Source organism: Streptomyces sp. NPDC001868 (assembly GCF_040297125.1).
Classification (GTDB): Bacteria; Actinomycetota; Actinomycetes; order Streptomycetales; family Streptomycetaceae; genus Streptomyces.
The window spans coordinates 127,032-154,010 of the sequence record NZ_JBEOYO010000003.1 but is presented as its reverse complement, the minus strand read 5'-3'; the positions used below and the strand labels follow the sequence as shown (position 1 = coordinate 154,010).

Here is a 26,979-nt window from a genome sequence, read left to right as displayed (position 1 = left end):
GTCGGCCCTTCCCTCTTCCGGGCTGCGATCAGCCGATGGCGATCCGGGTCTTCCAGTAGCTCGCGGGCGCGACGATCTCGGTACCCGAGCCCGGCAGGGAGGTCCTGCCGCCGGCGTAGAAGCGGACCGAGCCGTCGGACCGTACGGTCCAGACGTCGGGAATGGAGTCCCCGTTCGCGTCCGGAGTGCCGATGAGCAGCGGGACATTGGCGTTGGACCAGCCGGCGGAACCGTACTCGAGGTCCTTGCCGCCGGAGGAGTCGGCGCCGGACGACAGGGACTCCAGATCGGTGCCACCACCACTCGCCGCGATGCCCTTGCGGAGCATGAGCTGGGCATGGACGTCCGTGCGGTACACCATGTCCGTCACTCCGTCGCCGGTGATGTCCAGGACGGTGACGATGTCGCGCTCGGCCCAGGCGGAGCCCGACAACCGGATCGCCTGGTCGATGGTGGCGCCGTGGTAGCCGGTGAGGGCCCACAGTTCGTCGCCCGCGGTGGCGAAGAAGTCGGTGCGGCCGTCACCGGTGGCATCACCCGTGGAAACGATCTGCGTGAACGAGGCGGGGCTGGGTGCCCCCTCGGGGAGCAGGATCTCCACGCGCTTGTCGATGTTGACAGCGCCGTAACCGTCACCGGGATACACCCACAGCTTGCCCCCGACGCGCACCATCAGGTCCTGGAGGCCGTCACCGCCGTAGATGTCACCGTTGTGGGTGATCAGAGCACCCTTGAAGTGACCGGAGGGCGCGGCGACGTACGGCGGCAGATCGTCGCCGTTCGGATCCTTGGCCGGGTTGGACCGGTAGGCGCCGGCCATCGAATAGTCCAGGTCGCCGGAGCCCTTGGAGAGGTCGTTGGTGGCCTGGGAGGGGTAGAGGGCCAGGTTGCCGGCATCGGTGACGACCATCAGGTCCGGGAGCTTGTCCCCGGTGAAGTCGCCGGGGGAGTCGGCCTGGTCACGGGGGCTGACGTAGAAGAAGTACTTCGTGGGTTGCGACACGTTGCCCGCGCCGTCCACGGTCCGCACGTACAGCACGTTGGGACCGGCGGTGGGAGGCTTGGCGTTGGTCAGAGTCGCGCTGACGGTGGTCGCGGTCCCGGCCTTCCGGTCCAGATGGAAGGGATAACTGGGCGCGTTGAACCCGTACTCGTACCGCACGACGTCCGTGTTGAGCGCACGCACGGTGAACGTGCCTGCCGTGCCGAACTTCTTGGTGCTCCACTTCGAGTCCTCGGCGCCGCTGCCGAAGCCGTTCTCGTCGCCGTCGGCGTTGGGGAAGTCGGTGGAGCTCACCTTGGGCGACTTCGGCGCGGCGGTGTCGAGGACGAAGCGGCACGGTGTCTTGGCCGGGGAGAAGGGGGAGGACGATTCCGCGTCGTCCCAGGCCCGCACCCGCCAGGAGTAGAGGGTGCCGTTGGTCAGTTTGCTGGTGGAGAACTCCTTCGTCGTCCTGAGCGCCGTGTCCTTGTCCGATCCCACGGACACTTTGCCGGTCGCGCCGAGAAGATCACCCGTCGTCGCCCACTTGCCGTGCGGCCACAGGTCGAAGTCGAGGAAATCGAGGTTCTTGTCCTTGTCGGACGCCTTCGCGGTGAATGTCAGGCCTCCCGATCCCATCCGGGCGTACGGCTGGGTGGTGGTGCATTTGGCGTCGGGGCCGAGGTCGAGGGAGGTGGGAGCGGTGGGCTTGCGGTTGTAGACGAGTTCGAGCACGGGCGGGTTCTCCCCGTTGGCGTGGAACTTCTTCCACGCGTACTGCGAGTTCTCGTCCCTGGCACGCATCCCGAAAGTGATGCTGTCCCGGCCTTCGTCGGCCTTCTTCTGGGCGGCCGTACGCACGTTGAAGGCTTCCCAGGCGTCCCGGCAACTGGACTTGTAGCCATGAGCGAAGCTCTTGGTGGTGATCTTGTTGCCGTCGTGCAGCTTGGGCGCGTTCTTCCAGTTGGTGCGTCCGCTGACCTTGCCGGTGAGATGCACGCTCATCGAGCGGGCGCTGCACGACCAGGAGTACGACTCCAGCACGTACAGCTTCGCCGACTCGATCTTCGTGCCCTTCAGATCCTTGTCGAAGGTCATGTTGAAGTACGAGCGCGAGGTACCCCAGGTGTCCGACTCGAAGCCGACCCGGGCCTCGTGCGTACCGCCCTTGTTGAAGCCCTTGCCGTTGTAGAACGTGGCGTTGGGGTGCCGGCTGTACGCCGTGGTCCAGTCCTGGACATGCTTCTTGACCGACGGGTCGATGAAGACCGGGTACTTGGTGGCCGAGTCGTTGAGGAAGTCCTGGTCCGGGGTGAGAAGCCAGTTCGCTCCCGACAGATCGGTCTCGACGAGCTCGCCGCGGGAGTCGGGGGAGGGACCGTCGAGTCCGGACAGACTGAGGGTGGCCGCGGAGCCGGTCCGGGAGGGCTCGGGCGTCGGCTCGGCCGGGGCCGTCGGCAGAGGAGAGTCCGACGGAGTGGGCCCGGGGCCGTCGGCGGCCACCGGGAGCTCTTCGGGGTCCGGGTCGATCTGCTCGTCCGTCTCGACGAGCTCTTCCTCGGTGGGACTCGCGTCGTCGCTCGGCGCGGGGGTGGACGAGTCGACGGGGTCCGGGCTCTCGGAGTCGGTCGGCTGTGAGGAGGCGCCGACCGAGCCGTCGGTGACCGCCGGGGCACCGCTGCTGTCCCACATCAGCGGCGTCGGCGACAGCGCGACCTCGTCGCCGTCCGCGTTCTCGGCGGCGAGGACACCGGTGATCGGGTTCAGCCGGAACGACAGGTCCGCCGACGTGATGCCGTAGGTGAGCTGCTTGGCGCGCGGGTCGGCCGCGGCCTGCCGGTTCTTGAGGACGAGCAACTGCGCGAAGCCGTCGTCGTCGGCCGTGAGCACCAGGTCGGCGCCCGGGAAGATCTCGGGGTACAGGGCGCGGGAGCCGTCGATGATCGGTGCGGGGACCGCGCCGGGCCAGGTGAGCTGGATGTCGTGGCCGTCGACGGTGAGGGTGACGAGGGTGCTCGACTCGGCCGCAGCCGCCCTGAGGCCCTTGAGCAGGGAGACCCGGTGCGCGGTGGACCGGGAGGCACGCTCCTCGCCGTCACGTGTCGCCTCGGAGCCGGCGGAGAACACCATTTCGGTGTTGGTGGCCTTCGGCTCCCAGCCCTTCCCGGTGCGGTGGAGGTCGTAGTCGATGTCCTTCCAAGCACCGTCCACCTTGGCCCGGACGGGGGAGGAGTAGAGCTTCTTGGCCATCCTGCCGTCGGGGCGCGCCCAGGTGGTGGACCGCGTGGTGCGCAGTGCCGTGACCTCGACGGGCTTCCCGGTCTTCGCGGCCCGCACGAGCGCGGTGGTTTCGGTGACCGGCTTCGCCTTGCGGTCGCTGTTCGGCTTGTCACGTGAACCGGACTCGTCCAGACCGAGTCCGACGAACGTGATGCCGGTGGCGGCGAGCGCCGCGGTGAGTACAGCGGCGGTGGTCCGTCCGCCGGGCACGCGACGCCGGTTGCGCTCCTTGCGCGTCATCGGGCGAGTTCCCCTTCCCCCATGGAACCGGCGCGGGACAGGGCTCGGCCGGGCCAGCCGATGATGGCTCAAGAGTGCGCTGCCGTCACGCTTCGCAAGCGGCGGGAAGGGATTGAGTCGATCAACGACCCGAGCCGTAAGCATGGTTGGGATTTCAGGCCGACAACTGCTGCGCGGGTCAGGGTTTTTGGAGCAAAGCGCCGTAGACGGGGACTTAACCACACTGGTTAAGCGGGTATTTACGGTGAGACCCAGCGAATTGCGTGATTGATCGCAGACGGGTGACGGCTTCCGGTACCGCAGGTTAATGCGAGTTTAAACTTCACCTGCCGTTACGTCATGTTACGCACCGTGGCGATCATCACATCCCCACAGTCGATCTAGCGGAACTCCACAGAACCGACACAGAATCTCCGGCATCTGATACGCCATCACGCGTGGTCCGTTCCTGGTCCCGCCTCGAATGGTCCGGGGGGACCTCGCCGTGTTCGGTCGCTTTCTGCCTGTCCGCTCGCGTCGGCTGCGCCGGGTGCGCGCAGCCGTCGTGCCCACTGTCGGGGCGGCGCTGCTCGTAGGTCTGCTGCCGGCGCAGTCGTTCGCGCTGCCGCCCGACCCGGCCACGGCCGAGAAGGGCCGCGAAACCCTGCAGCTGGAGACCCTCGACCAGGACGAGACCGTCGCCGGCGGAGTCTCCGAGCCCGACCTGGAGACTCTGAAGGTCGACGTTCCTCCGGACCAGCAGCAGGCCCCGACAGGCACGATCACTACACCGGCGGCCGGCACGGAGCCGGTCAACTTTGGCTCGGCCGCGAGCACTACCCCCGCGTCGGCCCGTACGACCGCGACCGCGCAACAGGTCGACCTGACCCCCGCCGGAAATCTCCCCGTCAGTCTCGGGCAGGCTCCGGACCAGGCCGCGCCTACCGGCACCTGGCAGGTCCAGGTCTACGACCGCGCGGCCGCCGTGTCCCAGGGCGTCGACGGCACGATCGTGAAGGTCCAGGCCCCGGCCACCGGCTCCGTGCCGATCTCGGTCAAGCTCGACTACGCGAAGTTCAAGAACCTCTACGGCGCCGACTGGGCCTCCCGCCTGCGCTTCGTCCAGTTCCCCGAGTGCTACCTGACCACGCCCGACGACGAGGCGTGCCAGGAGTACGAGGAGCTGGAGACCACCAACGACATCCAGACCCAGTCGATCACCGCCACGGTCGACACGGCGGCGGACGGAACCGTCACCCCGGCTTCGGCGAAGACGACGTCGACCGAGGGACCGTCGATCGCCCAGGCGGCCTACCGCACTTCAGCCACAGGCGTCACCCCGGTCGCCGCGACCGGAGACGCGGCCGTCGTCGGGGCGGTCGACTCCGGCGGCGGTGCCGGCGGCACGTTCAAGGCCACGCCGCTGGCCTCCAACGGCAAGTGGTCGGCGGGCGGCTCGTCCGGAGCGTTCACCTGGTCCTACCCGCTGACGGTCCCGGCGGCCCCCGCCGGCCCGGCCCCGAACGTCGAGTTCACCTACAACTCCCAGAGCGTGGACGGCCGTACGGCCGTCGCCTCCCCCCAGTCCTCCTGGATCGGCGAGGGCTGGGACTACGACGCCGGTCACATCGAGCGCCGCTACCGCGCCTGCCAGGACGACCGCAAGAAGATGAAGTCCGGCACCGCCAACAACACGGCCAAGAAGGACAAGACGTCCGACCTGTGCTGGGTGTCGCACAACGCGGTGATGTCCCTGGGCGGCAAGACGACGGAACTGGTGCGGGACGCCGCCTCCGGCAGCAACCCCGAGACCGACACCGAGCTCTACCGTCCCCAGAGCGACGACGGCACCCGGATCGAGCACCGCGTCGGCGGCACCAACGGCGACAACAACGGCGAGTACTGGATCGTCACGACCACGGACGGCACGAAGTACTACTACGGCCTCAACCAGGTCGGCGGCGGTCACGCCGACACCGACTCCGTCTCCACCGTCCCCGTCTTCGGCAACCACCCGGGCGAACCCTGCCACGCCACCGCCTTCGCCGACTCCCGCTGCGGCGCGGGCAAGAAGCAGGCGTGGCGCTGGGGCCTGGACAAGGTCGTCGACGTGCACGGCAACACGCTGGTCGTCACCTGGAAGCAGGAGACCAACCACTACGCCGTGAAGAAGAAGTTCAAGTCCCCCGAGCAGTACGACCGTTACGCCTACCCGAAGACCATCGAGTACGGCATGCGCGCGGACCTGACCAAGCCGTCCGCGACCGTCGAGTTCGGCGTGGCGCAGCGCTGCCTGAAGTCGGCCACGGCCTGCGACGCGGCGAACTTCGCCAAGACCTCCGACCCGGGCGCCTACCGCCCCTGGTGGGACACCCCCGGCAACCTCAACTGCAAGTCGACGTCGAAGCTGTGCCCGGCCTTCCCGTCCTTCTGGACGCAGCTGCGCCTCGACTCGGTGACGACGAAGGCGGCCCGCGCCGGCCAGACCGGCCTGGGCAAGGTGGACACGTACGACCTCCACCAGTCCTTCCCCGAAGACTGGTACTACACCTCCCCCGGCCTCTGGCTGAACTCGATCACCCGCCGCGGCTTCGCCCCCGGCGACACCACCGGCACCCTCCAGCACAAGGACGGCGTCAGCTTCGGCGAGTACACGGTCGGCTCCTCATCGCCTCTGAAGGGTCGCCTGAGGGACCGTCAACTCCCCAACCTGGTGCTGAGCGGGCCGAAGGACCAGCGCCCGCCCTTCACCCGCCCCCGCATCGGCACGGTCGCCACCGAACACGGCGGTGACATAGAGATCGAGTACAAGGGCGGCTGCGCGAGCGAGCCTGCGGAGGACAAGGGCAAGAACAACGGCACCTGCTACCCGGTCCGCTGGTCGCCGGACGGCGACGAGAAGAAGCCCGCGAAGTCCTGGTTCAACAAGTACGTCGTGGACTCCGTGACCGAGAACGACAAGGTCACACCGCGGGGCAAGCTGATCCATACGAAGTACGACTACTCGGACCCCGCCTGGGCGAAGTCCGACGACGAGTTCACCCGCCCGTCGCTGCGCACATACAACGTCTGGCGCGGTTACCGCCAGGTGGCGGTCACGAAGGGCAGCAAGACAGCCTCTTCCGCAGCGGCGCCCCAGGCGCAGTCGTACTCCGAGACGCGCTACTTCCAGGGCGTCGGCGGCGAGGTCAAGGACTCCACGGGCAAGTACACGCTGGTCACCGATGACGAGCCGCAGTACGCGGGCATGACGGCGGAGAGTCTCACCTATCGCGACTCGGACAAGGGGACGCCGAAGAAGCGCACCCTCAACTACCCCTGGTCGAAGCAGACCGCGTCCCGGTTCCGTGAGGCCGAGGACGGCACGGACATGGATCCGCTCCTGGCACACCGCAGCGGCGTGGAGCGCACGGACGAGATCCAGAAGGTCGACGACAGCTGGCAGGCCGTCCGAACCCTGACGACCGTCGACGACACCTACGGCATCCCGGTCCAGGTCGAGACGGCGGTGGTCAAGCCGGACGGCTCCGGCGAGGCCTTCTCCGACCAGAGCTGCACCAGGACGACCTACGTCCACAACACGTCGGCCTGGCTGATCGGACTGCCGAAACAGCAGCGCACCACGGGCACCACCTGCGCGGCCCACGACATCGCCGACCCGGCCACGAAGCTGATCAAGGCGACCCGCACCACCTACGACAACCTGTCGTACGGCGATGCCCCGACGAAGGGGCTGGTCACGGCCGCAGCCGGGGTGGACGGCACCGGAACCTCGTACTCGGTCGTCACGAGGACGACGTACGACCCGCTGGGCCGTGTCCGCACCGTCGCCAAGCCGGGTGCCGGTACGACGGAGATGCAGTACACCCCCGGAGACGCGGGTGGCCCCGTCACCTCGGTGAAGGCGATCAACGCCAAGGGCCACGCCGTCACCACGACCTTCGACCCGGGCCGCAGCCTGGCGCTGACCGTCGAGGACGCCAACGGCCGGGTCACCCGCAGCGAGTACGACGCCCTCGGCCGCTTCGTGAAGGGCTGGTCGCCGTCCCGCTCCTCGGGTGGCAAGTCACCGAACGTCGAGATCGCGTACCAGCCGGCGATCGCCACCTCGAACGAGTCCCGCCCTGCCGCTGTCACGACCAAGTCGCTGAAGGACGATGGCACTTACAGCCGTCAAGTGACCATCTTCGACGGCCTGATGCGCCAGGTCCAGACCCAGGCGGAGGCGCACGGCCCCGGCCGTGTCGTCACGGACACCACCTACAACGACCACGGCCTGGTCGACGAGCAGACGAGCGCCTACCTCGCGAAGGGCGATCCGGCCGCCGAGCTCTTCGCACCCAAGTCGAAGTCACTCGTCCCGAGCCGGGTCAAACACCGGTACGACGGTCTGGAACGGCCGGTGAGCCAGTCGACGTACCACGACGAGAAGAAGGTGCACGAGGCCAAGTCGGAGTACGGCGACACCAGCACGTATGTGGACCCGGTCGGCTCGACGTCGCCGCGGACCCGGACGTTCACGGACGCGCTCGGCCGAGTCACCTCGATCGTCCACCACAAGGACGACAGCACGACCGCCGGCCGCACGACCACCTACGGATACGACGACCGTGGCCTGCGCACGAGCGTCACCGATCCGGCCGGCAACAAGTGGACGTACAAGTACGACGCCCGGGGGCGGGTGACCTCCACCACCGACCCGGACGTGGGCAAGACGGACACCTGGTACGACGAGGCCGACCGGCCGTACAAGGTCACGGACGCGGAGCAGCGGACGACGTACACGGAGTACGACGAGCTGGGCCGGACCAAGTTCGTCCGTGAGGGCTCCCAGACGAGCAACCCCGTCAAGTCGTTCACGTACGACTCCCTGTCGGGCGCCCTCGGCCAGCCGGTCGCCTCCACCAGGCACACCGTGAACGGCGACTACATCAACCGCGTCACGGGCTACGACACCGAGTACCGTCCCACGGGCTCCGAGACGGTGATCCCCTCCAACAGCATGACGGCGGGTGTCACCGGCACGTACGCGTACAAGTACACGTACACCCAGACCGGAAAGCCCCAGACGGTCACGCTGCCGTCAGTGGGAGGCCTGGCCCAGGAGAAGGTCGTCACCCGCTACAACAGCGACGGCCTGACGGAGTCGACCTCGGGTCTGGCCTGGTACACGTCCGACGTCACCTACTCCCCGTACGGCGAACCGCTCCGCACGGTGTCCGGTTCCCAGCCGAACCGCGTCTGGACCACGAACTTCGTCGACCCCTATACCGGGCGTCTCCAGCGCACGGTCGCGGACCGGGAGACGGCCGGCCCGCACCGCATCTCGGACAGCACCTACGCGTACGACAAGTCGGGCCTGATCACGTCCAACGCGCGCCAGTTGTCGGACGCTTCGGGCTCCGTGTGGGACACCCAGTGCTTCACGTACGACGTGATGGGAGAGCTGGCCAACGCCTGGACGTCGAACATCGCGCCCGCCGGCAACGGCACGGGCTGCAAGTCGGCGAACGGGACGACGTGGGGCCCGCGGACGGACTACGCGGCCTCGTCGGGTCCGGTGGCCGACGCCCCGGACACGGCGACCGACGCGTCCGCCCCGGACGCCTCGCTGAAGTCGACGCTGGCGGCCACGGCCCCGGCCACGGCGACGGTCTCCACCGGAGCCACCGCCTACCACCAGTCCTTCACCTTCGACTGGCTGGGCAACCGGGCCACCCTGACCGAGGCCGACCCGGCGGACGCGACCAAGAACGTCACCTACACGTACGGCTACAACCTCACCGCACAGCCGCACACGATGACGTCGATCGCCTCCAGCCCAGCGGGTCAGGGCAGCACCTACAAGTACGACGCGGTGGGCAACACGACGGTCCGCGACCTGGCTGCCGGTCCCCAGGACCTGAAGTGGACCTCGGAGAACAAGCTCGACACGATCACGGTCGGCGGCAAGAAGACGACCTACGTCTACGACGCCAACGGCAACCGCCTCCTGGAGAACTCCCCGTCCGGTTCGACGCTGTACCTGGGTGAGACGGAGGTGACGACGAGCAGCGCCGGCACGGTGACCCGCGCCTCCCGGTCCTACGCCCAGCCCGGCGCCCCACTGGTCACCCGCACCACGACCAGCGGCGCGACGACGGGACACCAGCTCTCGGCCCTTCTCGCGGACCACCTGGGCACGGCGAACACGGCGGTGGCCCTGGCGAGCGGCCAGGCGGTCACCCGCCGAGCCGCCAAGCCGTACGGCGAACTCCGCGGCCAGAGGCCGACGTCCTGGCCCAACAAGCGCGGCTACATCGGCGTCGGCATCGACGACACGACCACCGGCCTCACCCACATCGGCGCCCGCGAGTACGACCAGAACTCGGGCCGCTTCATCTCGGCGGACCCGATCATCGACATCGCGGACCCGCTGCAGATGAACGGGTACGCGTACTCCAATAACGGCCCGGTCTCGAACTCCGACCCGACGGGGCTGTGCATGACCTGCGGCGAGGGATATCCGATCGGAGGAACGGGCTCCAACGGGACCGAGAAACGTTATGTGGGTGCCCGTCAGGGTGCTTCTCAGGGAGGGGGCGGGGTCACGCACCTGGACCCGGGCTCCTACATGAACAAGCGCCGGACGATCGTCTATCCGGGCGTGGAAGTTCCGACGGGCTGGAAGGGGAGGGAAGAGTTCGATGAGCGCTTCACTGAGCTGCTGGATGGTGCGCGGTTCACGAACGGTCAGCTTCCCAGCTATCTGAGCGACAGCGAAAACATGGGCGCTCAGCAACAACTCGGATATTGGGCGCTCAACGTCTGCTGGGCGATGAAGTCCTGCCCGGCAGAACTGGAAATGCAGTTCCGAGAACAGTCTGCGGGGTTCTCCTCAATGGTGACCGCAGCTGGTGACACCGGTATGCGCGGTACCATGCCCGGAAAGGGAGCGAGGGGCGGGACAGGCTCGACCTGCAACAAGTGCTTCCTGGCTGGAGCAGACGTCCTCATGGCCGACGGCACTACCAAGGACATCGAGGACGTCGAACTCGGCGACGAGGTTCAGGCCACCGACCCGGAGACCGGCGAGACCGGGGCGCGTGAAGTCACCCGCCTCATCGTCACGGAGGACGACAAACACTTCAACGAACTCTCCATCGCCACGGAAGACGGCGTCGAACAACTCACAGCGACCTACGAGCACCCCTTCTGGTCACCGTCGGAGAACGACTGGATCGAAGCCGGCGACCTTGAACCGGGCATGACCCTGCTCACCGACGAAGGCGACACGGTCCTCGTCACCGGCAACCGTGCCTACACACAGCACGCCCGGACGTACAACCTCACTGTCGACGACCTGCACACGTACTATGTGCTGGCGGGGGCGACGCCGGTTCTGGTTCACAACAGCGGACCGTGCAGCCCGGCCAAGGGAGCGGTGGGCGAAGCAAGAGCTGTCCAGGAGCTTCAGGACCGTGGTTACACGATCATGGGGACGCACGTGAAGCTTGAAGCTAAAGACGGGACGACATCGTTTGTTGATGTCATCGCAACCAGGAATGGTCCCGGCTTGGGTGCGCCCGAGTATTTTGAAGTGAAGAATGGCCCTTCAGCCAGACTGTCGCCTCAGCAGAAGACTGTGTATGGGCAGCTTGGGGGCAGCGGGGACGTGATCCTGCGGTCCGACCAAATGAGTAGTTGGGGCTTGAAGAGTGGCGATTTGCTACCGCAGGCTGACGTCAACATGATCCTTTATGGCGGGGCAAAGGCATGGTAGGGGGCCAGGAAGCGAGCATTGGTGAGCGCCGAGCTCTACTGCACGCGAGACGAGGTGAGTGAAAGATGAGCTACGACCTGGCGGTTTGGCAAGGTGATGTGCCAGCCAGTGGTCGCGAAGCGGCTAGGGTGCATAATCGCCTGTACGACGAGTATCTCGACGGTGATGAGCTGTTCCCGGTGAGAAGCGTTATCGCCGACTTCCTGGCTGCCCTTACTGAGCGTTGGCCTGATAGGGATACTGGAGACGATACGCCCTGGGCTGCAACGCCACTTTCCAAAGGGGCAAGTGGGCCTTACGTTTACATCGCACTTGCGTGGAATAGTGCAGATGTGGCGTCTGCGTACGTGGCGCGAGTTGCCAACAGGTTTGGATTGAACTGTTTTGACCCTCAGATGAAGGTGCTTCGGTCAGGGTAGCTTCGACTCTCTGGGGGTTTTCCGGGGGTCCTGTCTCAGGGTTTAAATCTCGGTCGTGTGAAACATTGGCGTGAAATGCGCCCCGTTTGAAGGGGTGATAGCGTCAGCAAAATTGAAGCCCCGTCAGGTGCGTCCTGGCGGGGCTTCTGCGTGGGGTGACGGCAGTATTTGACGGCAACGTCAGCGGACGATGGCTCCGCACAGCGGCGGGTCGTCGCCGTCGTCGCGGGTCGATTCGTCGTTGGCAGGGCGGGCAAGGGCGTGGCTGAGGAGGTCGATGGCGTCGCGTTGGAGGCGGAGTCGGACGTGGGCGTAGACGGTGGCGGTGACGCCGATGTGGGCGTGGCCGAGGAGTTCCTTGAGCCGGGCTTTCAGGTCCCGGCCGGACAGCTTCGAAGGCAAGTCCTTGTGGCGGTGACCGCCGATGAGGACATGCAGCCTGTTCACGTCGATCCGCAACGTCACCGCCGTGCCGGCCAGAGCGGGGCCGAACCAGATCTGCTGCCCGCGCAGGCTCAGGTTCCCCGAGGCGGGCACCACCCGTTCCACCTCGATCGCACCGATCTCGCCCTCGGCCAACGGCCAGGTCACGGCCACCGGTTCAGGTGACAGAGGATCTGGCGGTGGCGGCGGCGGGGGCGCGACGAGGTCAAGGCGGGCGGGCAGGACCACCACCAGCGCATCCTGCTCGGGCTCGTGGCCTGGGGACGAACCGGCTGGCCGGGACGGCCATGTCCAGAGACTGATGCGGCCGCATCCGGTTGTAGTCCTCCAGCCAGACATCAACCGCCGCCTGAGCTGCTGCCACATCCGCGAACGGGGCGCAGCCGTCGAGCAGTTCACGCCGCAGCGTCTGATGGAACCGCTCGATCTTCCCCGTGGTCGTCGGGGACCTGGGCTTGGTGAGCCGGTGGGCGATGCCGTTCTCCCGGCAGATCCGGTCGAACATCGTTTTCCCGGGTCTGCCGGAACCGAACCGGGCGGTGAACTGCTTGCCGTTGTCCGTCAGCACCTCTTCCGGCACTCCGAACCGCAGCAGTGCCTCCCCGAAAGCCAGACACACCGCGCGGGCCGTGGCCCGTTCCACCACCTTCGCAATCACCATGAACCGTGAGTGGTCGTCGATCCCGGTGACCATCTTGCACTCGTCACCACCCGCGAGCAGCACACCGCCGACGATGTCCATCTGCCACAACTCCATCGCCACAGACCGCTCCCACCGGCGGTAATCCGACCGTCTCCGCCTGCGAGTGCCCGGCTCGATCAGCCCGTTGCGCACCAGGAACCGATAGACCGTCGCCCGCGAGGGAACCGGGGAGATGCCCCGCCGTTCCAGCCCGTGCACCAGCCTGCGCGGACCCCAGCCGGGATGCCGGCGCCGCAGCTCACACACCACAGCCTCCACCTCCCCGGCGATCCGGTGCGGACACGAAACCGGCCGATGCGACCGATCAGCCAACCCCGGCAGGACCAACTCCTCGTACTTGCGCACCCAGGCATGCACCGACTGCCTCGACACCCCATACCGGGCCGCGACCTGAGTGACCGGCACTCCCGCGGCAACCTCCATCACCGCGTGAAACCGCTGCTCGACCACGCTCAACTCCACCAGCACGGCCCCAGCCCTCCCCATGCGCCACATCCAGCCACACAGCCAAGCCGAGGCAAGCGGTGTCAAGCATCAAGTGAGGCCACAGCGTCAAGCGTCAACCGAAACCGGACAGACGCGGGTCAGGGCGCTGCGTTCAGATGGGACTGGGGAATTGACTAACTACATAAATGTCTACCGAAATGCTCGGGGTGCCATTCACGGGAGCCCCGGAGGTGCACCGTGATCGATGTCTCGGATGTGCTGGCGCGGTTGGTTGATCCGCCGGTCACCTGGCGCGAAGAGGTCCCAGTCGAGATCGCTGACTATCTGGCCCGATCGGTCGGAGGGGTTATCGACTGGGACAAAGAAGCCGACGAAGAATGGCTGAGCGTCCTGGTCCGGGACGCTCGCGTGGCGATGGTGTCCACAACGCTGCGACTGATCGTCGCCGAGGAACGCATTTTAGGAGATTTGCAAGTCCTCGCCCAGGGCGGAACGGTGATTCTTGTTCCGTCGTTCGACGCTCTAGTCATACGCTGCGATATCGCCGTGCTCGGGCGGGCGTTCGGCGAGGAGGAGAAGCTCCGAGAACTGGAGATAGAAACCTTCTCGGCAAACGATCTGTGGTTCGCCACCGTGTGAGCCCTCCCGGCTACGACAGCTTACAGACCCCGGCTGCGACTCAGCCGGAATCCGTGAGCAGTCGGCCGGATTGACGTTGCCCTTCGATGGGTCGGCGTCGAAGACCTTCGCCCAGCTCTACATCACCCACGCGAACGCCTCGTTGATCTCGAACAGGTTGATGTCCTTCAGTGTCATGCCGGCCTTGCCGAGCACCATTGCTCGCGTTGTGTCGATGGGCTCGTTCAGGTGGGGCCCATCGACAGCTCCGGCAGTAGCGACGACAACAAACACGGATTCCCCCGCACAACCACGGACACCAGCGGAAGCAGAAACCGCCACTTATCTGCGAATGCGCAGATAAGGAGGGGTGCGTAGCACACGTACTATGTGCTGGCGGGGGACACGCTGCTTCTCGTTCACCACAGCGACTGTGGTCCTGAGTTTTCCATCGATGAGGGACAGTTCGGGAAAAGTTGGGCAAGCATGCTCAGTGGTATGGCCTCAATCCAGATGATGCATCTGCCCGTCAGGGCTTCCGCGGTAAAATCGCAGAGGTTCGCGGGTCGCATGACGAAGTGCGGCAAGGCCCGTGGAATCCGAAGAATGGCGACGAAGACGACTATTTCTTTTACCGCAAAGGGAACGATCTTCTAGTGACGAAGGGTGATGGCCAGTTCGTCACTATGTTTCCTATGAGTAAGCCAAACGGCTGGTTCGAGCAAGCCAGTCCCTACCCGCGCCGGTGTAAGAAATGACTGAGCGAAAAGTAGCGAATATACGAGCGGGGCAGCGCGTGCGAGCCGCGCTTGGCGTTACGTACCTTGCGGATGACTCTCAGGATGCCGCATCGATCGAGGCTGTGGAATTCCTGTTTGACACAGACCGTTCCGTCATCTTGTCTTGCGGCACAGACTGGACCCTCAAGGTCACTGAAGGTCAGTGGCCGGCGCTGCCTGCGTGGTGCTGGCCCATTGAGTCATGGGCTTTCGAGGAGATGGGAGAGATCGGGAGTTCCGGTCTCGACATCATAATCTCGATCTCGGACATTCGTAATTCTGTAGGTGAGGTCTGCGGTGTCCTATTGGAGTTCCCTGTGGCGTGGGTAACCGTCAGATCAGGCGAAGCGCTGACATGGGATATCTCCCGCAAGGAGAGCTGATCGCGTCAGCAATGGTTGGCCACGGCTACTCAGGTTGAACTCGTAGAGCCTGCGGGTGTCGTGACGGTTCATGATCCCTGCGGTACGACGGGATCATGCGGTACGCGCAGAGGGACAGGTATACGCCCGTCGAGCAGGAGAAGCGGGAACGGTTGAGGCAGGAGGCGGCCGAGCGGTTCGAGCGCGGTGATGAGGCCACGGTGATCGCGGCCGATCTGCGGGTCACGGACGGACAGTGCGGCGGTGGTGCACGGTGTGGCGCGAGGGCGGGATCGTGGCGCTGAAGTCGAAGGGGCCGGTGTCGCGCGAGCGGCTGTCGGTGCGGGAGTGGGACCGGCTGGAGGCGGAGCTGAAGCGGGGGCCGCTGGCCCCTGACTTCGGTGATGACCAGCGGTGGACGCTGGGCCGTATCAAGACCCTGATCGGCAGGCTGTTCCACAAGGGCTACACGATTCAGGGGTGGCCAAGCTGCTGAAACGGCATGGCTGGTCCTGCCAGGTCCCGGTGCGCCACGCGATCGAGCGCGACGAGGAGGCCATCGAGATGTGGAAGGACGAGGTGTGGCCGCGGTTAAAAGGACAGCGGCGGACCTGGGCACCGCGCGGAGCACGCCCCGTGGGGCGGGTGCGGGGAAACGGCCGGGTCAACATCGCCGGCGCCGTCTGCTTCCGTACCGGGAGCCGCCCGCACTTCTTCTACCGGTTGCGCGTCCACCACGGCCGCAAGGGCAAGCCGAAGACCTTCGCCTGGCACGAGTACCGCGACCTGATCATCACCGCCCGCCAGCAGCTCAACGCCCCGCTCGTGTGGTGCTGGGGCAATCTCAACGTGCCCCTCGCCAAGGAGCTCGTCGCATTCGCCGAGGAACACGCGGACTGGTTACCCACGCACACCAGGCGAAGCGTTGTGGTGGATCGGATCAGGTTAGAGGGCTGGCTGCACCACGCCTGTTGGCTGGACCTTGCCACCCGCGAGGTCATCGGCTACGCGATTGCGGACCACCACCGCGGCGAGCTGATGATCGACGCGCTGTGGGTGGACCACGGCCGGGACGCCTGAACTCCGGCTGCGTCGTGCACAGCGACCGCGGAAGTGAGTACACGCCAACTGAACTCTGCGGAGAAAGGCCCGCGCGTTGGGGCTTCGCTCAGGGTACCGCCAGGACGGGGGCCTGTTTTGGCAACGCTGTGGCAGAGAGCTTCTGGCCTGTACTCAAGCGTTCATCGAAACCCATGGATCAGGTGGTCGAGGTTGGCGGCACGGACCTGGCGACACTTGACTTCGCTTACTCCCTCGGGGGTAGTGCCTACGCTGTCGCGTTCGGGCCAATGTTGACGGATGAGGTCAACTCGACGCGAGCGGTTGTGTGCGGTGAAGACATATGCCTCTGCGTGTCGTGTGCAGCAGGGTGGTGAGTTCCCGGGGCTGGAAGGTCAGAGTGACTGTGGGGTCGTCGGACTCGCGGAGGTGGATCGTGCCGTCGGGGGCAGTGGCCAGTTCGAGGCAGTTGTTTCCCTCGCTGCTGTAGGACGACTTCTGCCAGTGGAGGGTGGGCACTTCGGAGCCTTTCAGAGGTCGTTGATGATCTCGCGGATCAGGTCTCGGGAGGCGGCCTCCTTGAGGGCGACTGCCTCGAAGCGGGTCATGAACGTGCGGTACTTCTCCAGCTGGAGGTCGGCGTGGAGGAATACGGACCCATGTTCGGCGTCGAGTTGTACGGTGTCCAGTTGGGGGACAGGACCATCGGCGTACAGGACGGTCTGCCCGGCACCGGGGAAGATGCCGGCGGCGTACGGGATGGCCAGCACGGTCACATGGTTCAGTTCGCTCATTTCGATGACGTGTTCCAACTGTTCGCTCGTCACGTCTCGGTCGCCGAATCGCATGCGCAGCGCTGCCTCGTGGATGACCGCGGTGAACGGGGTCGGGTTGGCCGCGAAAAGGATGCCCTGGCGCTTGATGCGGTGGGTGACGCGGTACTCGATCTCTGGCGGGGAGAGCTTCGGGATGGACTGCCGGAAGATCAGGCGCGCGTAGTCGACGGTCTGGAACAGGCCGGGAATGTGAGCCACTTGTGCCGTGCGGATGGCCGTCGCGTGGTGTTCGAGCTCGGCGAGGTCGAGGAGTCCAGAGGGAAGGGTCTCGCGATACTCGTCCCACCAGTTGCGGGCCCGGCCTGCGGTCATGGCGGCCAAGGCCTCGATGTATGTCTCGTCCGAGCAGCCGTAGCTGTGGGCGAACATGCGGACCCGATCCGCGCTGACCCCGAAGCGCCCGGCTTCGATGGAGCTGATGCGCGCCGAGTTGACGTTGAGTAGCTCGCCTGCCTCGCGGGAGTTCAGGCCTGCCCGCTGCCTCAGTTTGCGCAGCTCAGCGCCCAGGCGCTGCTGTCGTTCGGTCGCTGCTGACCTTGGCGGCATGCGGCCCGCCTTTCACTCGATGGGGTAATGGTTTGACTCGGTAGGTAGTAACCCTACTCCCAGACCTCTACTTTCAGTGTCACAACAACTACCCAACGTGGCGTGGGGTTTCAGGAAGTGCACCGCCTTGCTCGCGCACAGCGCAGGCACACAGCGGCAGAGCCACCGCCCGCGTCACCCGACTCATCCGTCCGTCTCGGGCCCGTCTGCTGCCCCTTCGCACATGTCATCCAACCCCCGTACCTCAAAGAGGAGTTACGGTCATGACCGAACTCGCCCCGAATGCCCACTTCGCGGACTCGCCACTCGACACCGACTGGGAGTACGCCCTCCGAATCCCCCACTCCCCCCTCGGCCCCGGCATCGTCCGCGCCCATGTGCGAGCCGTACTCACCCGCTACCGAGCCGATCCCACCGTCCTCGACAACGCCCAACTCGTCGCCTCTGAGCTGGTCACGAACTCCCTTGCAAATACGGGGGATCCGGTCGCTGTACGGCTTCTACGCGCCGACGGGCGGCTACGGCTGAGCGTGTGGGACAGCAGCCCGTGTCTGCCGCGTGAGAGGCCGGGGCCGGGGCTCGATGCTGAGAATGGGCGGGGGCTGTGGCTGTCGAGGGCCTGCGCCGACGAGTGGGGGCATTACCTCGTCGTCAACGGGCGGCGTAGCGGCGGTGGTAAGGAGGTGTGGGCGGAGTGGCGTTTCCCGGGCGTATAGGCCGAGTGGGCCGCCCGTTCGCGGAGGACGGGCGGCCCACTCAGGAGCTATAGCTTTGAGGTCAGGAGAGGCGCGGTGCGTGGTCCCCTGCGTCAGGCCTCTGTGTCAGACCTCGCAGCCCCCCACCCGCCGGCTGCTCACCGCGATGTCGTCCATCCTCATTTCGAACGCCGCCGGAGCTGGGTTCGACTGGTACAGCTGCCAGCCCAGCTTCAGCTCGTCGAAGGTGGGGAAGACGAAGTCGTCCGCCGTGCCGCCGTGCTGTTTGGTGGAGGCGGTCAGGTGGGACTGTTCCACGCCGTCCAGATACACGGTGACGCGGTTGTCCGAGGCGTCGAGGTGGAACTCGGCGCAGGTCCACTCGCCCGCGACCGCTGGAGCTGAGGTTTTCCAGTTGGTCCAGTCGCCCGTCGGGCCCAGGTCGGAGCCCACGCCCCAGAAGTTGCCCTTGTCAGTGGGGGCGTACTGGCCGCCGAGGGGGCGGACCAGGGTGGGGGAGTCGGTGCCCGAGGCCTCCGCGAGAGTCCAGTGGGCCCAGTCGGGGGCCGTGGGGAACTCGGTGACGCGCAGCCGCATCCGGGCCCAGAGGCTGTTGCCGGGCGGGGCCAGGTCGGGCAGGACGACGAAGGCGCGGCCGTTGCCCTCGGTGCGGACGCGGAGTTCGCGGCCGTGGCCGCCCGGGCTGGGCTCGACGGTCAGGGTGCCGGTGCCGGTGGACGTGTCGGCGGTCCAGCCCCGGCCCTTGGTCACCGGGCCGAGGGGGAGATGGTTGAAGTTCTCCCGGACGAGTGTGGCTGCGAACGGGGCGGTGCTTGCCGAGGCGGTGGGGGGTATCGCGATCAGGATCGCGGCCACGGCCGACAACATGGCCGCGGCTTTCCTCAGAATGCTCATGAGCTCAGTCTGTGATCAAGGGCCCTATCCGTCACAGGAGCCGAACGGTATCCGGCCAACCGATCCGCTTCCCGGTGGGTGTCATATAGTGCGCGGACATGTCAGGCTCTCGGGTGTTCGGGTGTTCGGGTGTTCGGGTGTTCGGGTGTTCGGGTGTTCGGGGGCGAGAGGCGAGGGAGGCGAGCCGCGCAGGCTGTGATCCGGCCCTTCGGTGTGTGGAGGAGGGACGTTCGTCGATGGTGGGTGCGCGGAGAAGACGGATGACGGCCGTGGTGGCCGTCGCACTGGGGCTGCTGCTCGGTGGATGCGGTCAGCGGGCCGGTTCGACGGAGGGGAAGCCCGCGTACGGGAATCTGCGGGATCTGCCCGAGGAACTGGGCGCCGACGGCACGACGATCCGCGTCGGGGACCCGAAGGCGCCGGTCACCCTCCGCCTGTACGAGGATCCGCGCTGCCCCTACTGCGAGGAGTTCGAGCAGACCGGCGGCGGTCCGGCCGCGCGTGAACTGACCCTGTTGCGCTCGGTGGTGACCGAGTACACCCTCGCCTCCTTCCTCGACGACAGGCTGGGCGGCAGCGGCTCCAGGAAGGCAGTCAACGCCCTGCGGGCCGCGCTGGAGGAGGACAGGTTCGCCGAATACCACGCGGTGCTCTACGGCAACCAGCCCGACGAGGCCGTCGACGGTTTCACCGACGCGAATCTGCTACGCCTCGCCGACGAGGTGGAGGGGCTGCGCGGCCCGGCGTTCGACTCCGCCGTCAGGACCATGAAGTACCGCGACTTCGTGACCAGGTCCGAGCAGGCCTACGAGCACGCGGGACCCGACCCGCGCGGACCGGGCACACCCACCGCCGTGATCAACGGGAACCGCGTCCGGGAGATGTACGCCGGGATGCTCTACGACCGGGGCGCGTTCGGTCGGCTGCTGAACGCCGTGGAGAAGGACCCGGAGGGGTGGGAGGAGAGCGTGCTCATGTCCGAGGACATGAGCTGACCGCGCCTGCCGTTCGTGCCCCGCGTGGACCACGACCCCGCCCCTCTGCGGACCGCGACTCCACCGAAGTCCTCGGCCAGAGGGGCCGGTTGGAGCGACACGGGACCAGCCGGGCCCCGGACCGGGGACCTTCGACCCCGACCACCTCCGCGTCGTACCCAAGTCGGCCGTCGGGAACGGGACCCGGGAACCGGAACGGGTACAGCGACGGGAACGGAACCGCGCAGACCGGCTATCTCCCCCACGGGGGCGGCCGTATGCTCGCTGTCATCCTCAGCAAGGCGATGCTGCTCGCCAAGGACACGGAGCTCACGGACCCGACGATCCTCAGCCAACTGTGATCACAGGACTGTGACTCCGCCCACATGCGGGAGTCGGGTGGGGACCGGTCGAAGTAACAACTTCTCTCCGGGCCCTTCCCTCCTGCAATATGACGGACAGCCCATATTCAGCTATCCAGCCGCTCAAGCAAACAACACGCAGGAGTCAGTACCGTGACCGAGCAGCCTCAGCAGCCCGCTCAGCCCCCGCAGCCGCCGCAGCCCGGATACGGGTACCCGAGCGCCGCCCCCGGCCAGCCGGGCGCCAACCCGTACGGGGCTCCGCAGGCCGGCGACCCGTACGGGGCTCCGCAGGGCGGCGGCTACCAGCAGCCGGGCGCGGGCCAGCCCGGCTACGGCTACCCGCAGCAGGGCGGTTACCCCCAGGGCGGCTACCAGGTGCCGCCCACGCCGGGCGGCGCGTACACGGGCGACCCCAACGCCCCGTACGGCTACGACCCGTACGGCCGCCCGTACTCCGACAAGTCGAAGATCGTCGCGGGCATCCTCTCGCTGTTCCTGGGCTCCTTCGGTGTCGGCCGCTTCTACATCGGTCACGTCGGCCTCGGCATCGCGCAGCTCCTCACCTGCGGTGGCCTCGGCATCTGGGCGCTGGTCGACGGCATCATCCTGCTGACCAGCAGCAACACCACGGACTCCAACGGACGTGTCCTGCGTGGCTGAGCGCGGCCTCAGCACCCTCCGGCATCCGGCGGCGGCCCCCTTCGCGGTGGCCGCCGCCGGGCTGGGGGGCGCCGCGTACCTGTACGGCACCAACCCGCACGAGCCCGGCCATCTGCTGCCCCAGTGCCCGTTCCGCTATGTCACGGGGCTCCTCTGCCCCGCCTGCGGCGGCACCCGCATGGTGTACGACCTGATGCACGGCCAGTTCGCCGCCGCCTGGCACGACAACCGGGTGCTGCTGCTCGCCGCGCCCTTCGCGCTCGCGCTGCTGGGCCGCTGGTTCGTCGAGGGCCTGCGGGGCCGCCGCTGGCGCCCCGAACTCAAGCCCCGTACCCAGGCCTTGATCCTGGGCGTCGCGGTGACGTGGACGATCGTCCGCAACCTGCGCTGACCCTCACCGGCCCTCACCGGCCCTCACCGACCTTCGCGTCGGGCGAGGCCGAACCCCGCTTTCTTCCCCGTGCCGGCCTCCGTAAATCCCTTACGCCCGCTTTACGTCGGTCAGTTGTCGCAAGTTGGCTGGAATCGGATCACGGAATCGGAACGATCGCCTGATTACCCTCCCATCGGTCCCACGAGTCTCACTACGCTGCAACGGCGACAGGGGGGATGACGGGGGATTACGTCGTGCTCGATCGTTGGCCGGTGTTCGCCGTGCCCGATCACTGCCGGTATTGTGCCGCGCCCTCTCTCCTGCGATCCCCCCGGAGCAGTCCGCTTCGGTTATTCAGTCAGTACATCCAGGAGTTATTTCCATGACCGTCCCCACCCCTGACGCTCCCTTCGGCCACGACCCGCAGGGGCGTCCGTACTCCGACAAGTCGAAGATCGTCGCGGGCATCCTGCAGCTCTTCCTCGGCACGCTCGGCATCGGTCGCTTCTACGTGGGTTCCGTCGGCGTGGGCGTCGCCCAGCTCCTCACCTGCGGTGGTCTGGGCTTCTGGTCCCTGATCGACGGCATCCTGTTCCTCACGAGCAACGACCGCACCGACTCGCAGGGCCGTGTCCTGCGCGGCTGATCGCGCTGAGGATCGCCGTGAGGTGATCGACCGAAGGGCCTCGTCCACCGCGGAGCTTCCCCCAAAGCTTCGCGTGAGGACGAGGCCCTCGTGCGTGGGCCGCACACCCGCCTCCGCCCCGCCTCCGCCGGGAACGCGGAAGGCCCGCAGGCGAGAACCTGCGGGCCTTCCTCACGGGCATCGGGGGCGGATCAGAAGCGGCGCGTGATGAGCGCCCGCTTCACCTCCTGGATCGCCTTGGTGACCTCGATACCGCGCGGGCAGGCGTCCGTGCAGTTGAACGTCGTACGGCAACGCCACACGCCGTCACGGTCGTTGAGGATCTCCAGCCGCTGCTCACCGGCCTCGTCACGCGAGTCGAAGATGAAGCGGTGGGCGTTGACGATCGCGGCCGGACCGAAGTACTGGCCGTCGTTCCAGAACACCGGGCACGAGGACGTGCACGCGGCGCAGAGGATGCACTTCGTGGTGTCGTCGAAGCGCTCGCGGTCCTCGGCGGTCTGGAAACGCTCGCGCGTCGGCTCGTTGGTGTCCTTCGTGATCAGGAAGGGCATCACGTCCCGGTACGCCTGGAAGAACGGCTCCATGTCCACGACCAGGTCCTTCAGGACCGTGAGGCCCTTGATGGGCTCGACCGTGATCGGCTTCTCGGGGTTGATGTCCTTGATCAGCGTCTTGCAGGCCAGACGGTTCTTGCCGTTGATCCGCATGGCGTCCGAACCGCAGATGCCGTGCGCGCAGGAGCGGCGGAACGTCAGCGTGCCGTCGACGTCCCACTTGATCTTGTGGAGACCGTCGAGGACGCGCTCCTTGGGATCGATCTCCAGCTGGAAGTCCTGCCAGGTCGCCTCGGCCGAGACTTCGGAGTTGAAGCGACGGATGCGGAAGGTGACCGTGATGTACGGGGAGTCGGCGAAACCGGGCTCGGGGCTGCCTGCCGCGTCCGCCTTGTCCAGGGTCGGGGTTGCCATCAGTACTTACGCTCCATCGGCTGGTAGCGGGTCTGGACGACCGGCTTGTAGTCGAGGCGGACGGTCTCGGAGCCGTCGTCGCCGACCTCGCGGTACGCCATGGTGTGGCGCATGAAGTTGACGTCGTCGCGGTTCGGGTAGTCCTCGCGGTAGTGACCGCCGCGGGACTCCTTGCGCGCGAGCGCCGACACGGCCATGACCTCGGCCAGGTCGAGCAGGTTGCCCAGCTCGACGGCCTCCAGCAGGTCGGTGTTGAACCGGCGGCCCTTGTCCTGGATCGCCACGTTCTTGTAGCGCGCGCGCAGCTCGCCGATCTTCTCGACGGCCGTCTTGATCGTCTGCTCGGTGCGGAACACCATGACGTTGGCGTCCATGGTCTCCTGCAGCTCGCGACGAATGTCCGCCACGCGCTCGTTGCCCGTGGACGAGCGCAGCCGCTCGATCTGCTCGACGACCAGCGACTCGGGGTTCTCCGGCAGCTCGACGAAGTCGGCCTTCTGGGAGTAGTCGGCGGCGGCGATGCCCGCCCGCTTGCCGAACACGTTGATGTCCAGCAGCGAGTTGGTGCCGAGGCGGTTGGCGCCGTGCACGGAGACACAGGCGACCTCGCCGGCGGCGTACAGACCCGGGACGACGGTGGTGTTGTCGAGCAGGACCTCACCCTGGACGTTCGTCGGGATGCCGCCCATGGCGTAGTGCGCGGTGGGCTGGATCGGGATCGGGTCCGTGTAGGGCTCGATACCGAGGTAGGTCCGCGCGAACTCGGTGATGTCCGGGAGCTTGGCGTCGAGCTGCTCCGGCGGGAGGTGGGTGAGGTCGAGGTAGACGTGGTCGCCCTCGGGACCGCAGCCGCGGCCCTCACGGATCTCCGTGTAGATGGAGCGCGAGACGACGTCACGGGACGCGAGGTCCTTCATGACCGGCGCGTACTTCTCCATGAAGCGCTCGCCGTCCTTGTTGCGGAGGATGCCGCCCTCACCGCGGGCGCCCTCCGTCAGCAGGATGCCCATGCGCCAGATGCCGGTCGGGTGGAACTGGAAGAACTCCATGTCCTCCAGCGGCAGACCCCGGCGGTACACGGCGGCCTGGCCGTCACCGGTCAGCGTGTGCGCGTTCGACGTCACCTTGAAGAACTTGCCGGTGCCGCCGGACGCGTAGATCACGGCCTTCGCCTGGAAGACGTGGATCTCACCGGTGGCGAGTTCGTACGCGACGACGCCGGCCGACTTCTTGACGCCGTCGACCTCGGTGATCAGCTGGTCCAGGACGTAGAACTCGTTGAAGAACTCCACGCCGTGCTTGACGCAGTTCTGGTACAGCGTCTGGAGGATCATGTGGCCGGTGCGGTCGGCCGCGTAGCAGGAGCGGCGGACCGGGGCCTCGCCGTGGTTCCGGCTGTGACCGCCGAAGCGGCGCTGGTCGATCGTGCCGTTCGGGGTGCGGTTGAACGGCAGGCCCATCTTCTCCAGGTCGAGGACGGAGTCGATGGCCTCCTTCGCCAGGATCTCGGCGGCGTCCTGGTCGACCAGGTAGTCACCGCCCTTGACCGTGTCGAAGGTGTGCCACTCCCAGTTGTCCTCCTCCACGTTGGCGAGCGCGGCGGCCATGCCGCCCTGCGCGGCGCCCGTGTGGGAGCGGGTGGGGTACAGCTTGGTCAGCACGGCGGTGCGGCTGCGCTGCGTCGACTCGATGGCCGCGCGCATACCGGCGCCGCCGGCGCCGACGATGACGGTGTCGTACTTGTGGATCTTCATGATCGGTTGCCTCAGCCCCGTGCCTAGCGGATGTTCGGGTCGAAGGTGAAGATCACCAGCGTGCCCAGCAGGATGGTGAACACCGTGGCGGTGTAGAGCAGGCCCTTCAGCCACAGGCGGGTGTTCGGACGCTCCGCGTAGTCGTTGATGACCGTACGCAGGCCGTTCGCGCCGTGCAGCATCGCGAGCCACAGCATGAGCAGGTCCCAGGTCTGCCAGAACGGGGACGCCCAGCGGCCCGCGACGAACGCGAAGCCGATCTTGGAGACGCCGCCGTCGAGGACGAGCTGGATGACCAGGTGGCCGATGACCAGGACGACCAGGACGATGCCGGACAGGCGCATGAAGAGCCACGCGACCATCTCGAAGTTGCCGCGGGTCGACTTGGGGGTCTTCTTGGTGCGCTTGCGGGGCGGCTCGATGAAGGGGGCCGGGTTGTCGGGGCTGTAGCCCGACAGTTCCCCGGCGCCCTCGACGGGGCCGATGCCGGATGCGGTGGTTTCAGTGGCGGACATCTGTCTCAGCTCCCGAAGACTTCACGGACGGCGTGGCCGAGGACGGGGTACAGGGCCCCGATCATCAGCACGAGCCAGATGCCGACGACGGTCCAGAGCATCGTCTTCTGGTGACGGGGGCCGTTCGACCAGAAGTCGACGGCGATGACCCGAAGACCGTTGAGCGCGTGGAAGAGGATGGCGGCGACGAGGCCGTACTCCAGCAGCGCGACGATCGGCGTCTTGTACGTGGCCACGACCTTGTCGTAGGCGTCGGGGGAGACGCGGACGAGAGCGGTGTCCAGCACGTGTACGAACAGGAAGAAGAAGATGAGGACGCCGGTGACTCGATGAGCCACCCAGGACCACATTCCTTCCCGGCCGCGGTACAGCGTTCCAGCCGGCACGGAAGAACCCTCCGGGAGCGGGGATTGGGGCCGGCCGGCTTGCTTGTCGGTCTGACCCGGCCGGGTACGGTCCACCGGCCCCGGCCATGGTAGCGATGCCGTTGCACTTGGCTTAAGCCGGGAGGGTTGGTGTGATCAAACTGGCATACAAACTTGCACGTAAGGGTTAGTACGGGGCGGGTGGTGGGGTGGGGGGTTCTGTGCGTTGCCGGGTGCGGGCTGGTTGTGGCTGGTCGCGCAGTTCCCCGCGCCCCTGAAAGACGCGCAGTTCCTCGCGCCCCGAAAAGATCGCGCAGTTCCCCGCGCCCCTAGAGGCTTGCGCCGGTCCCGGCCGTCCCCAGAGCTCGCGTGCCCCTGCGCCCCCAGAGGCTCGCGCCGCTCCCTGCGCGCCCGAAGGATCGCGCAGATCCCCGCGTCCCTGAAGATGCGCAGTTCCCCGTGCCCCCAGAAGCTCGCGTGTTCCTCGCGCCCCCCGGAAAGATCGCGCAGTTCCCCGCGTCCCTGGAAGCTCGCGCCGCCCATCGTGTCCTCGAAAAGATCGCGCGGTTCCCCGCGTCCCTAAAGGGGCGCGGGGTTTCCGGTGGCGGTCAGTTGGCTGGTCAGGCGGGATTTTGCTAGGTGGCGGAGTTCTTCGGCGACTACTACGCGCTCCTCTTCCGGGTCGTTGCTGAGGCGGGAGCGGATGCCTTCCAGGGTGCGGTTGAGGAAATCGTGGGGGTGGGTGGGGTCGAGGGAGATGACGAAGAGGTGGCCGAAGCGGGCCTCGTAGGCGGCGTGGGCGGCGTTCAGGGCGGTGTGGGCGACGCCGTAGGTGTCGTCGGGGAGGGTGGGGAGGGTTTCGCCGGCCAGGGCTTCGGCGAGGTCGGCTGACGTGAGGTCGTAGGCGGCCTCGTCGGACGCGGCGAGCAGGGCGTCCAGGTCCGGGTACGGCCGGTGGTCGGTGAGGCGGTGGGCCCAGCGGAGGCTGCGCAGACAGGTGAGGAGCGTCTGGCGGGCGATGTCGGCGGGGGCGTGGTTGAACCGCTCCAGGGCCGCAGACGGGCCGGGAGTGCGGGTCTGCTCCGGTATGGCGACCTGGCCGGGGAGGTGGGGGAGACGGTGCGGAGGCAGCGTGGTTCCTCGGCGGTGCGTAGGGGTCGGGGCAGGCTGAGCGAGAGGTGCCACCACGTTATCGAGGCGGTTCATGGGCTGTCCGTTCGATGCCCGAAATTCACCCGAACGGGAGAGTTTCGGAACCTGTGGTGGACGGGTCGGGCGGTGGGACGTCGT

General features: G+C 67.0%; 21 protein-coding genes and 2 pseudogenes. 12 read left to right on the top strand and 11 right to left on the bottom strand.

The annotated features are described in order from the left end of the window. Positions 1-28: 28 nt before the first annotated feature. Entirely contained in the window at positions 29-3,502 is a 3,474-nt protein-coding gene (locus ABT147_RS05445) for a DNRLRE domain-containing protein (RefSeq protein ID WP_351402832.1), read from the bottom strand. A gap of 484 nt (positions 3,503-3,986) precedes the next feature. On the opposite strand from ABT147_RS05445, the gene ABT147_RS05440 reads away from it, so the two are divergent. Continuing rightward, entirely contained in the window at positions 3,987-11,243 is a 7,257-nt protein-coding gene (locus ABT147_RS05440) for a polymorphic toxin-type HINT domain-containing protein (RefSeq protein WP_502983029.1), read from the top strand. A gap of 65 nt (positions 11,244-11,308) precedes the next feature. Further along, the gene (locus ABT147_RS05435) at positions 11,309-11,662 is read left to right on the top strand and encodes a hypothetical protein (protein ID WP_351402830.1); all 354 of its coding nucleotides are present in this window, start codon (positions 11,309-11,311) and stop codon (positions 11,660-11,662) included. A gap of 360 nt (positions 11,663-12,022) precedes the next feature. On the opposite strand, the pseudogene ABT147_RS05430 reads toward ABT147_RS05435, so the two are convergent. After that, positions 12,023-13,265: pseudogene (locus ABT147_RS05430) on the bottom strand (IS481 family transposase); the annotation flags it as partial. Positions 13,266-13,493: 228 nt separating this feature from the next. Between ABT147_RS05430 and ABT147_RS05425 the strand changes: the two are divergent. Beyond that, complete coding sequence (locus ABT147_RS05425) at positions 13,494-13,895, top strand: hypothetical protein (protein WP_351402829.1); 402 nt, start codon at positions 13,494-13,496, stop codon at positions 13,893-13,895. A gap of 120 nt (positions 13,896-14,015) precedes the next feature. On the opposite strand, the pseudogene ABT147_RS05420 reads toward ABT147_RS05425, so the two are convergent. After that, positions 14,016-14,162: pseudogene (locus tag ABT147_RS05420) on the bottom strand (steroid 3-ketoacyl-CoA thiolase); the annotation flags it as partial. Between the two features lie 188 nt (positions 14,163-14,350). On the opposite strand from ABT147_RS05420, the gene ABT147_RS05415 reads away from it, so the two are divergent. The 3 genes from ABT147_RS05415 to ABT147_RS05405 all read left to right on the top strand — a co-directional run bounded on the left by ABT147_RS05415 (position 14,351) and on the right by ABT147_RS05405 (position 16,095). Beyond that, positions 14,351-14,632 carry a hypothetical protein gene (locus tag ABT147_RS05415; protein ID WP_351402828.1) on the top strand — a complete coding sequence of 94 codons (282 nt, stop codon included), beginning with the start codon at positions 14,351-14,353 and terminating at the stop codon, positions 14,630-14,632. Positions 14,633-15,310: 678 nt separating this feature from the next. Then, a complete protein-coding gene (locus ABT147_RS05410; RefSeq protein ID WP_351402827.1) occupies positions 15,311-15,511 on the top strand; it encodes a hypothetical protein in 201 nt (66 codons plus the stop codon). Beyond that, positions 15,496-16,095, top strand: a complete 600-nt coding sequence (locus ABT147_RS05405) for a winged helix-turn-helix domain-containing protein (RefSeq protein WP_351402826.1) — start codon at positions 15,496-15,498, stop codon at positions 16,093-16,095. Before ABT147_RS05410 ends, ABT147_RS05405 begins: the two co-directional genes overlap by 16 nt. Before the next feature lie 285 nt (positions 16,096-16,380). Here the strand turns inward: ABT147_RS05405 and ABT147_RS05400 are convergent, their stop codons facing one another. Then, entirely contained in the window at positions 16,381-16,593 is a 213-nt protein-coding gene (locus ABT147_RS05400) for a DUF397 domain-containing protein (protein ID WP_351402825.1), read from the bottom strand. Between the two features lie 11 nt (positions 16,594-16,604). Further along, complete coding sequence (locus ABT147_RS05395) at positions 16,605-17,456, bottom strand: helix-turn-helix domain-containing protein (RefSeq protein WP_351402824.1); 852 nt, start codon at positions 17,454-17,456, stop codon at positions 16,605-16,607. Between the two features lie 263 nt (positions 17,457-17,719). Here ABT147_RS05395 and ABT147_RS05390 point away from each other — a divergent pair, with 263 nt between their 5' ends. Beyond that, the gene (locus ABT147_RS05390) at positions 17,720-18,172 is read left to right on the top strand and encodes an ATP-binding protein (protein ID WP_351402823.1); all 453 of its coding nucleotides are present in this window, start codon (positions 17,720-17,722) and stop codon (positions 18,170-18,172) included. 105 nt (positions 18,173-18,277) lie between these two features. Here the strand turns inward: ABT147_RS05390 and ABT147_RS05385 are convergent, their stop codons facing one another. Further along, entirely contained in the window at positions 18,278-19,066 is a 789-nt protein-coding gene (locus tag ABT147_RS05385; protein ID WP_351402822.1) for a LamG-like jellyroll fold domain-containing protein, read from the bottom strand. Positions 19,067-19,326: 260 nt separating this feature from the next. Between ABT147_RS05385 and ABT147_RS05380 the strand changes: the two genes are divergently transcribed. The 5 genes from ABT147_RS05380 to ABT147_RS05365 all read left to right on the top strand — a co-directional run bounded on the left by ABT147_RS05380 (position 19,327) and on the right by ABT147_RS05365 (position 22,084). Then, entirely contained in the window at positions 19,327-20,061 is a 735-nt protein-coding gene (locus ABT147_RS05380; RefSeq protein ID WP_351402821.1) for a DsbA family protein, read from the top strand. Continuing rightward, positions 20,022-20,402 carry a DUF7737 domain-containing protein gene (locus ABT147_RS47285; RefSeq protein WP_502983028.1) on the top strand — a complete coding sequence of 127 codons (381 nt, stop codon included), beginning with the start codon at positions 20,022-20,024 and terminating at the stop codon, positions 20,400-20,402. The genes ABT147_RS05380 and ABT147_RS47285 overlap by 40 nt, the downstream gene beginning before the upstream one ends. Positions 20,403-20,555: 153 nt before the next feature. After that, on the top strand, positions 20,556-21,065 hold the full coding sequence (locus ABT147_RS05375; RefSeq protein WP_351402820.1) for a TM2 domain-containing protein: 510 nt from the start codon (positions 20,556-20,558) through the stop codon (positions 21,063-21,065). Continuing rightward, the gene (locus ABT147_RS05370) at positions 21,058-21,456 is read left to right on the top strand and encodes a DUF2752 domain-containing protein (protein WP_351402819.1); all 399 of its coding nucleotides are present in this window, start codon (positions 21,058-21,060) and stop codon (positions 21,454-21,456) included. Before ABT147_RS05375 ends, ABT147_RS05370 begins: the two co-directional genes overlap by 8 nt. 364 nt (positions 21,457-21,820) lie before the next feature. After that, a complete protein-coding gene (locus tag ABT147_RS05365; protein ID WP_033525300.1) occupies positions 21,821-22,084 on the top strand; it encodes a TM2 domain-containing protein in 264 nt (87 codons plus the stop codon). Between the two features lie 191 nt (positions 22,085-22,275). On the opposite strand, the gene ABT147_RS05360 is transcribed toward ABT147_RS05365, so the two are convergent. The 5 genes from ABT147_RS05360 to ABT147_RS05340 form a co-directional block, all read right to left on the bottom strand. Next, positions 22,276-23,055 carry a succinate dehydrogenase iron-sulfur subunit gene (locus ABT147_RS05360; protein ID WP_005481014.1) on the bottom strand — a complete coding sequence of 260 codons (780 nt, stop codon included), beginning with the start codon at positions 23,053-23,055 and terminating at the stop codon, positions 22,276-22,278. After that, positions 23,055-24,809, bottom strand: coding sequence for a succinate dehydrogenase flavoprotein subunit (sdhA, locus tag ABT147_RS05355; RefSeq protein ID WP_351402818.1), 1,755 nt, complete (start codon positions 24,807-24,809; stop codon positions 23,055-23,057). Before sdhA ends, ABT147_RS05360 begins: the two co-directional genes overlap by 1 nt. 23 nt (positions 24,810-24,832) lie before the next feature. Beyond that, positions 24,833-25,324 (bottom strand): succinate dehydrogenase hydrophobic membrane anchor subunit, encoded by a 492-nt coding sequence (locus ABT147_RS05350; RefSeq protein WP_328837324.1) that lies wholly within the window; start codon positions 25,322-25,324, stop codon positions 24,833-24,835. A gap of 5 nt (positions 25,325-25,329) precedes the next feature. Next, on the bottom strand, positions 25,330-25,710 hold the full coding sequence (gene sdhC, locus ABT147_RS05345; RefSeq protein WP_257541416.1) for a succinate dehydrogenase, cytochrome b556 subunit: 381 nt from the start codon (positions 25,708-25,710) through the stop codon (positions 25,330-25,332). Between the two features lie 558 nt (positions 25,711-26,268). Further along, entirely contained in the window at positions 26,269-26,895 is a 627-nt protein-coding gene (locus ABT147_RS05340; RefSeq protein WP_351402817.1) for a 2-oxo-4-hydroxy-4-carboxy-5-ureidoimidazoline decarboxylase, read from the bottom strand. Between the last annotated feature and the right edge of the window lie 84 nt (positions 26,896-26,979).

What these genes read in the sequence shown, in the direction of transcription:
- sdhA (WP_351402818.1), bottom strand. Translation starts at nt 24,809, where the DNA reads ATGAAGATCCACAAGTACGACACCGTCATCGTCGGCGCCGGCGGCGCC.
- ABT147_RS05385 (WP_351402822.1), bottom strand. Translation starts at nt 19,066, where the DNA reads ATGAGCATTCTGAGGAAAGCCGCGGCCATGTTGTCGGCCGTGGCCGCG.
- ABT147_RS05365 (WP_033525300.1), top strand. Translation starts at nt 21,821, where the DNA reads ATGACCGTCCCCACCCCTGACGCTCCCTTCGGCCACGACCCGCAGGGG.
- ABT147_RS05340 (WP_351402817.1), bottom strand. Translation starts at nt 26,895, where the DNA reads ATGAACCGCCTCGATAACGTGGTGGCACCTCTCGCTCAGCCTGCCCCG.
- ABT147_RS05445 (WP_351402832.1), bottom strand. Translation starts at nt 3,502, where the DNA reads ATGACGCGCAAGGAGCGCAACCGGCGTCGCGTGCCCGGCGGACGGACC.
- ABT147_RS05380 (WP_351402821.1), top strand. Translation starts at nt 19,327, where the DNA reads ATGACGGCCGTGGTGGCCGTCGCACTGGGGCTGCTGCTCGGTGGATGC.
- ABT147_RS05390 (WP_351402823.1), top strand. Translation starts at nt 17,720, where the DNA reads ATGACCGAACTCGCCCCGAATGCCCACTTCGCGGACTCGCCACTCGAC.
- ABT147_RS05435 (WP_351402830.1), top strand. Translation starts at nt 11,309, where the DNA reads ATGAGCTACGACCTGGCGGTTTGGCAAGGTGATGTGCCAGCCAGTGGT.
- ABT147_RS05360 (WP_005481014.1), bottom strand. Translation starts at nt 23,055, where the DNA reads ATGGCAACCCCGACCCTGGACAAGGCGGACGCGGCAGGCAGCCCCGAG.
- ABT147_RS05350 (WP_328837324.1), bottom strand. Translation starts at nt 25,324, where the DNA reads ATGTCCGCCACTGAAACCACCGCATCCGGCATCGGCCCCGTCGAGGGC.
- ABT147_RS05395 (WP_351402824.1), bottom strand. Translation starts at nt 17,456, where the DNA reads ATGCCGCCAAGGTCAGCAGCGACCGAACGACAGCAGCGCCTGGGCGCT.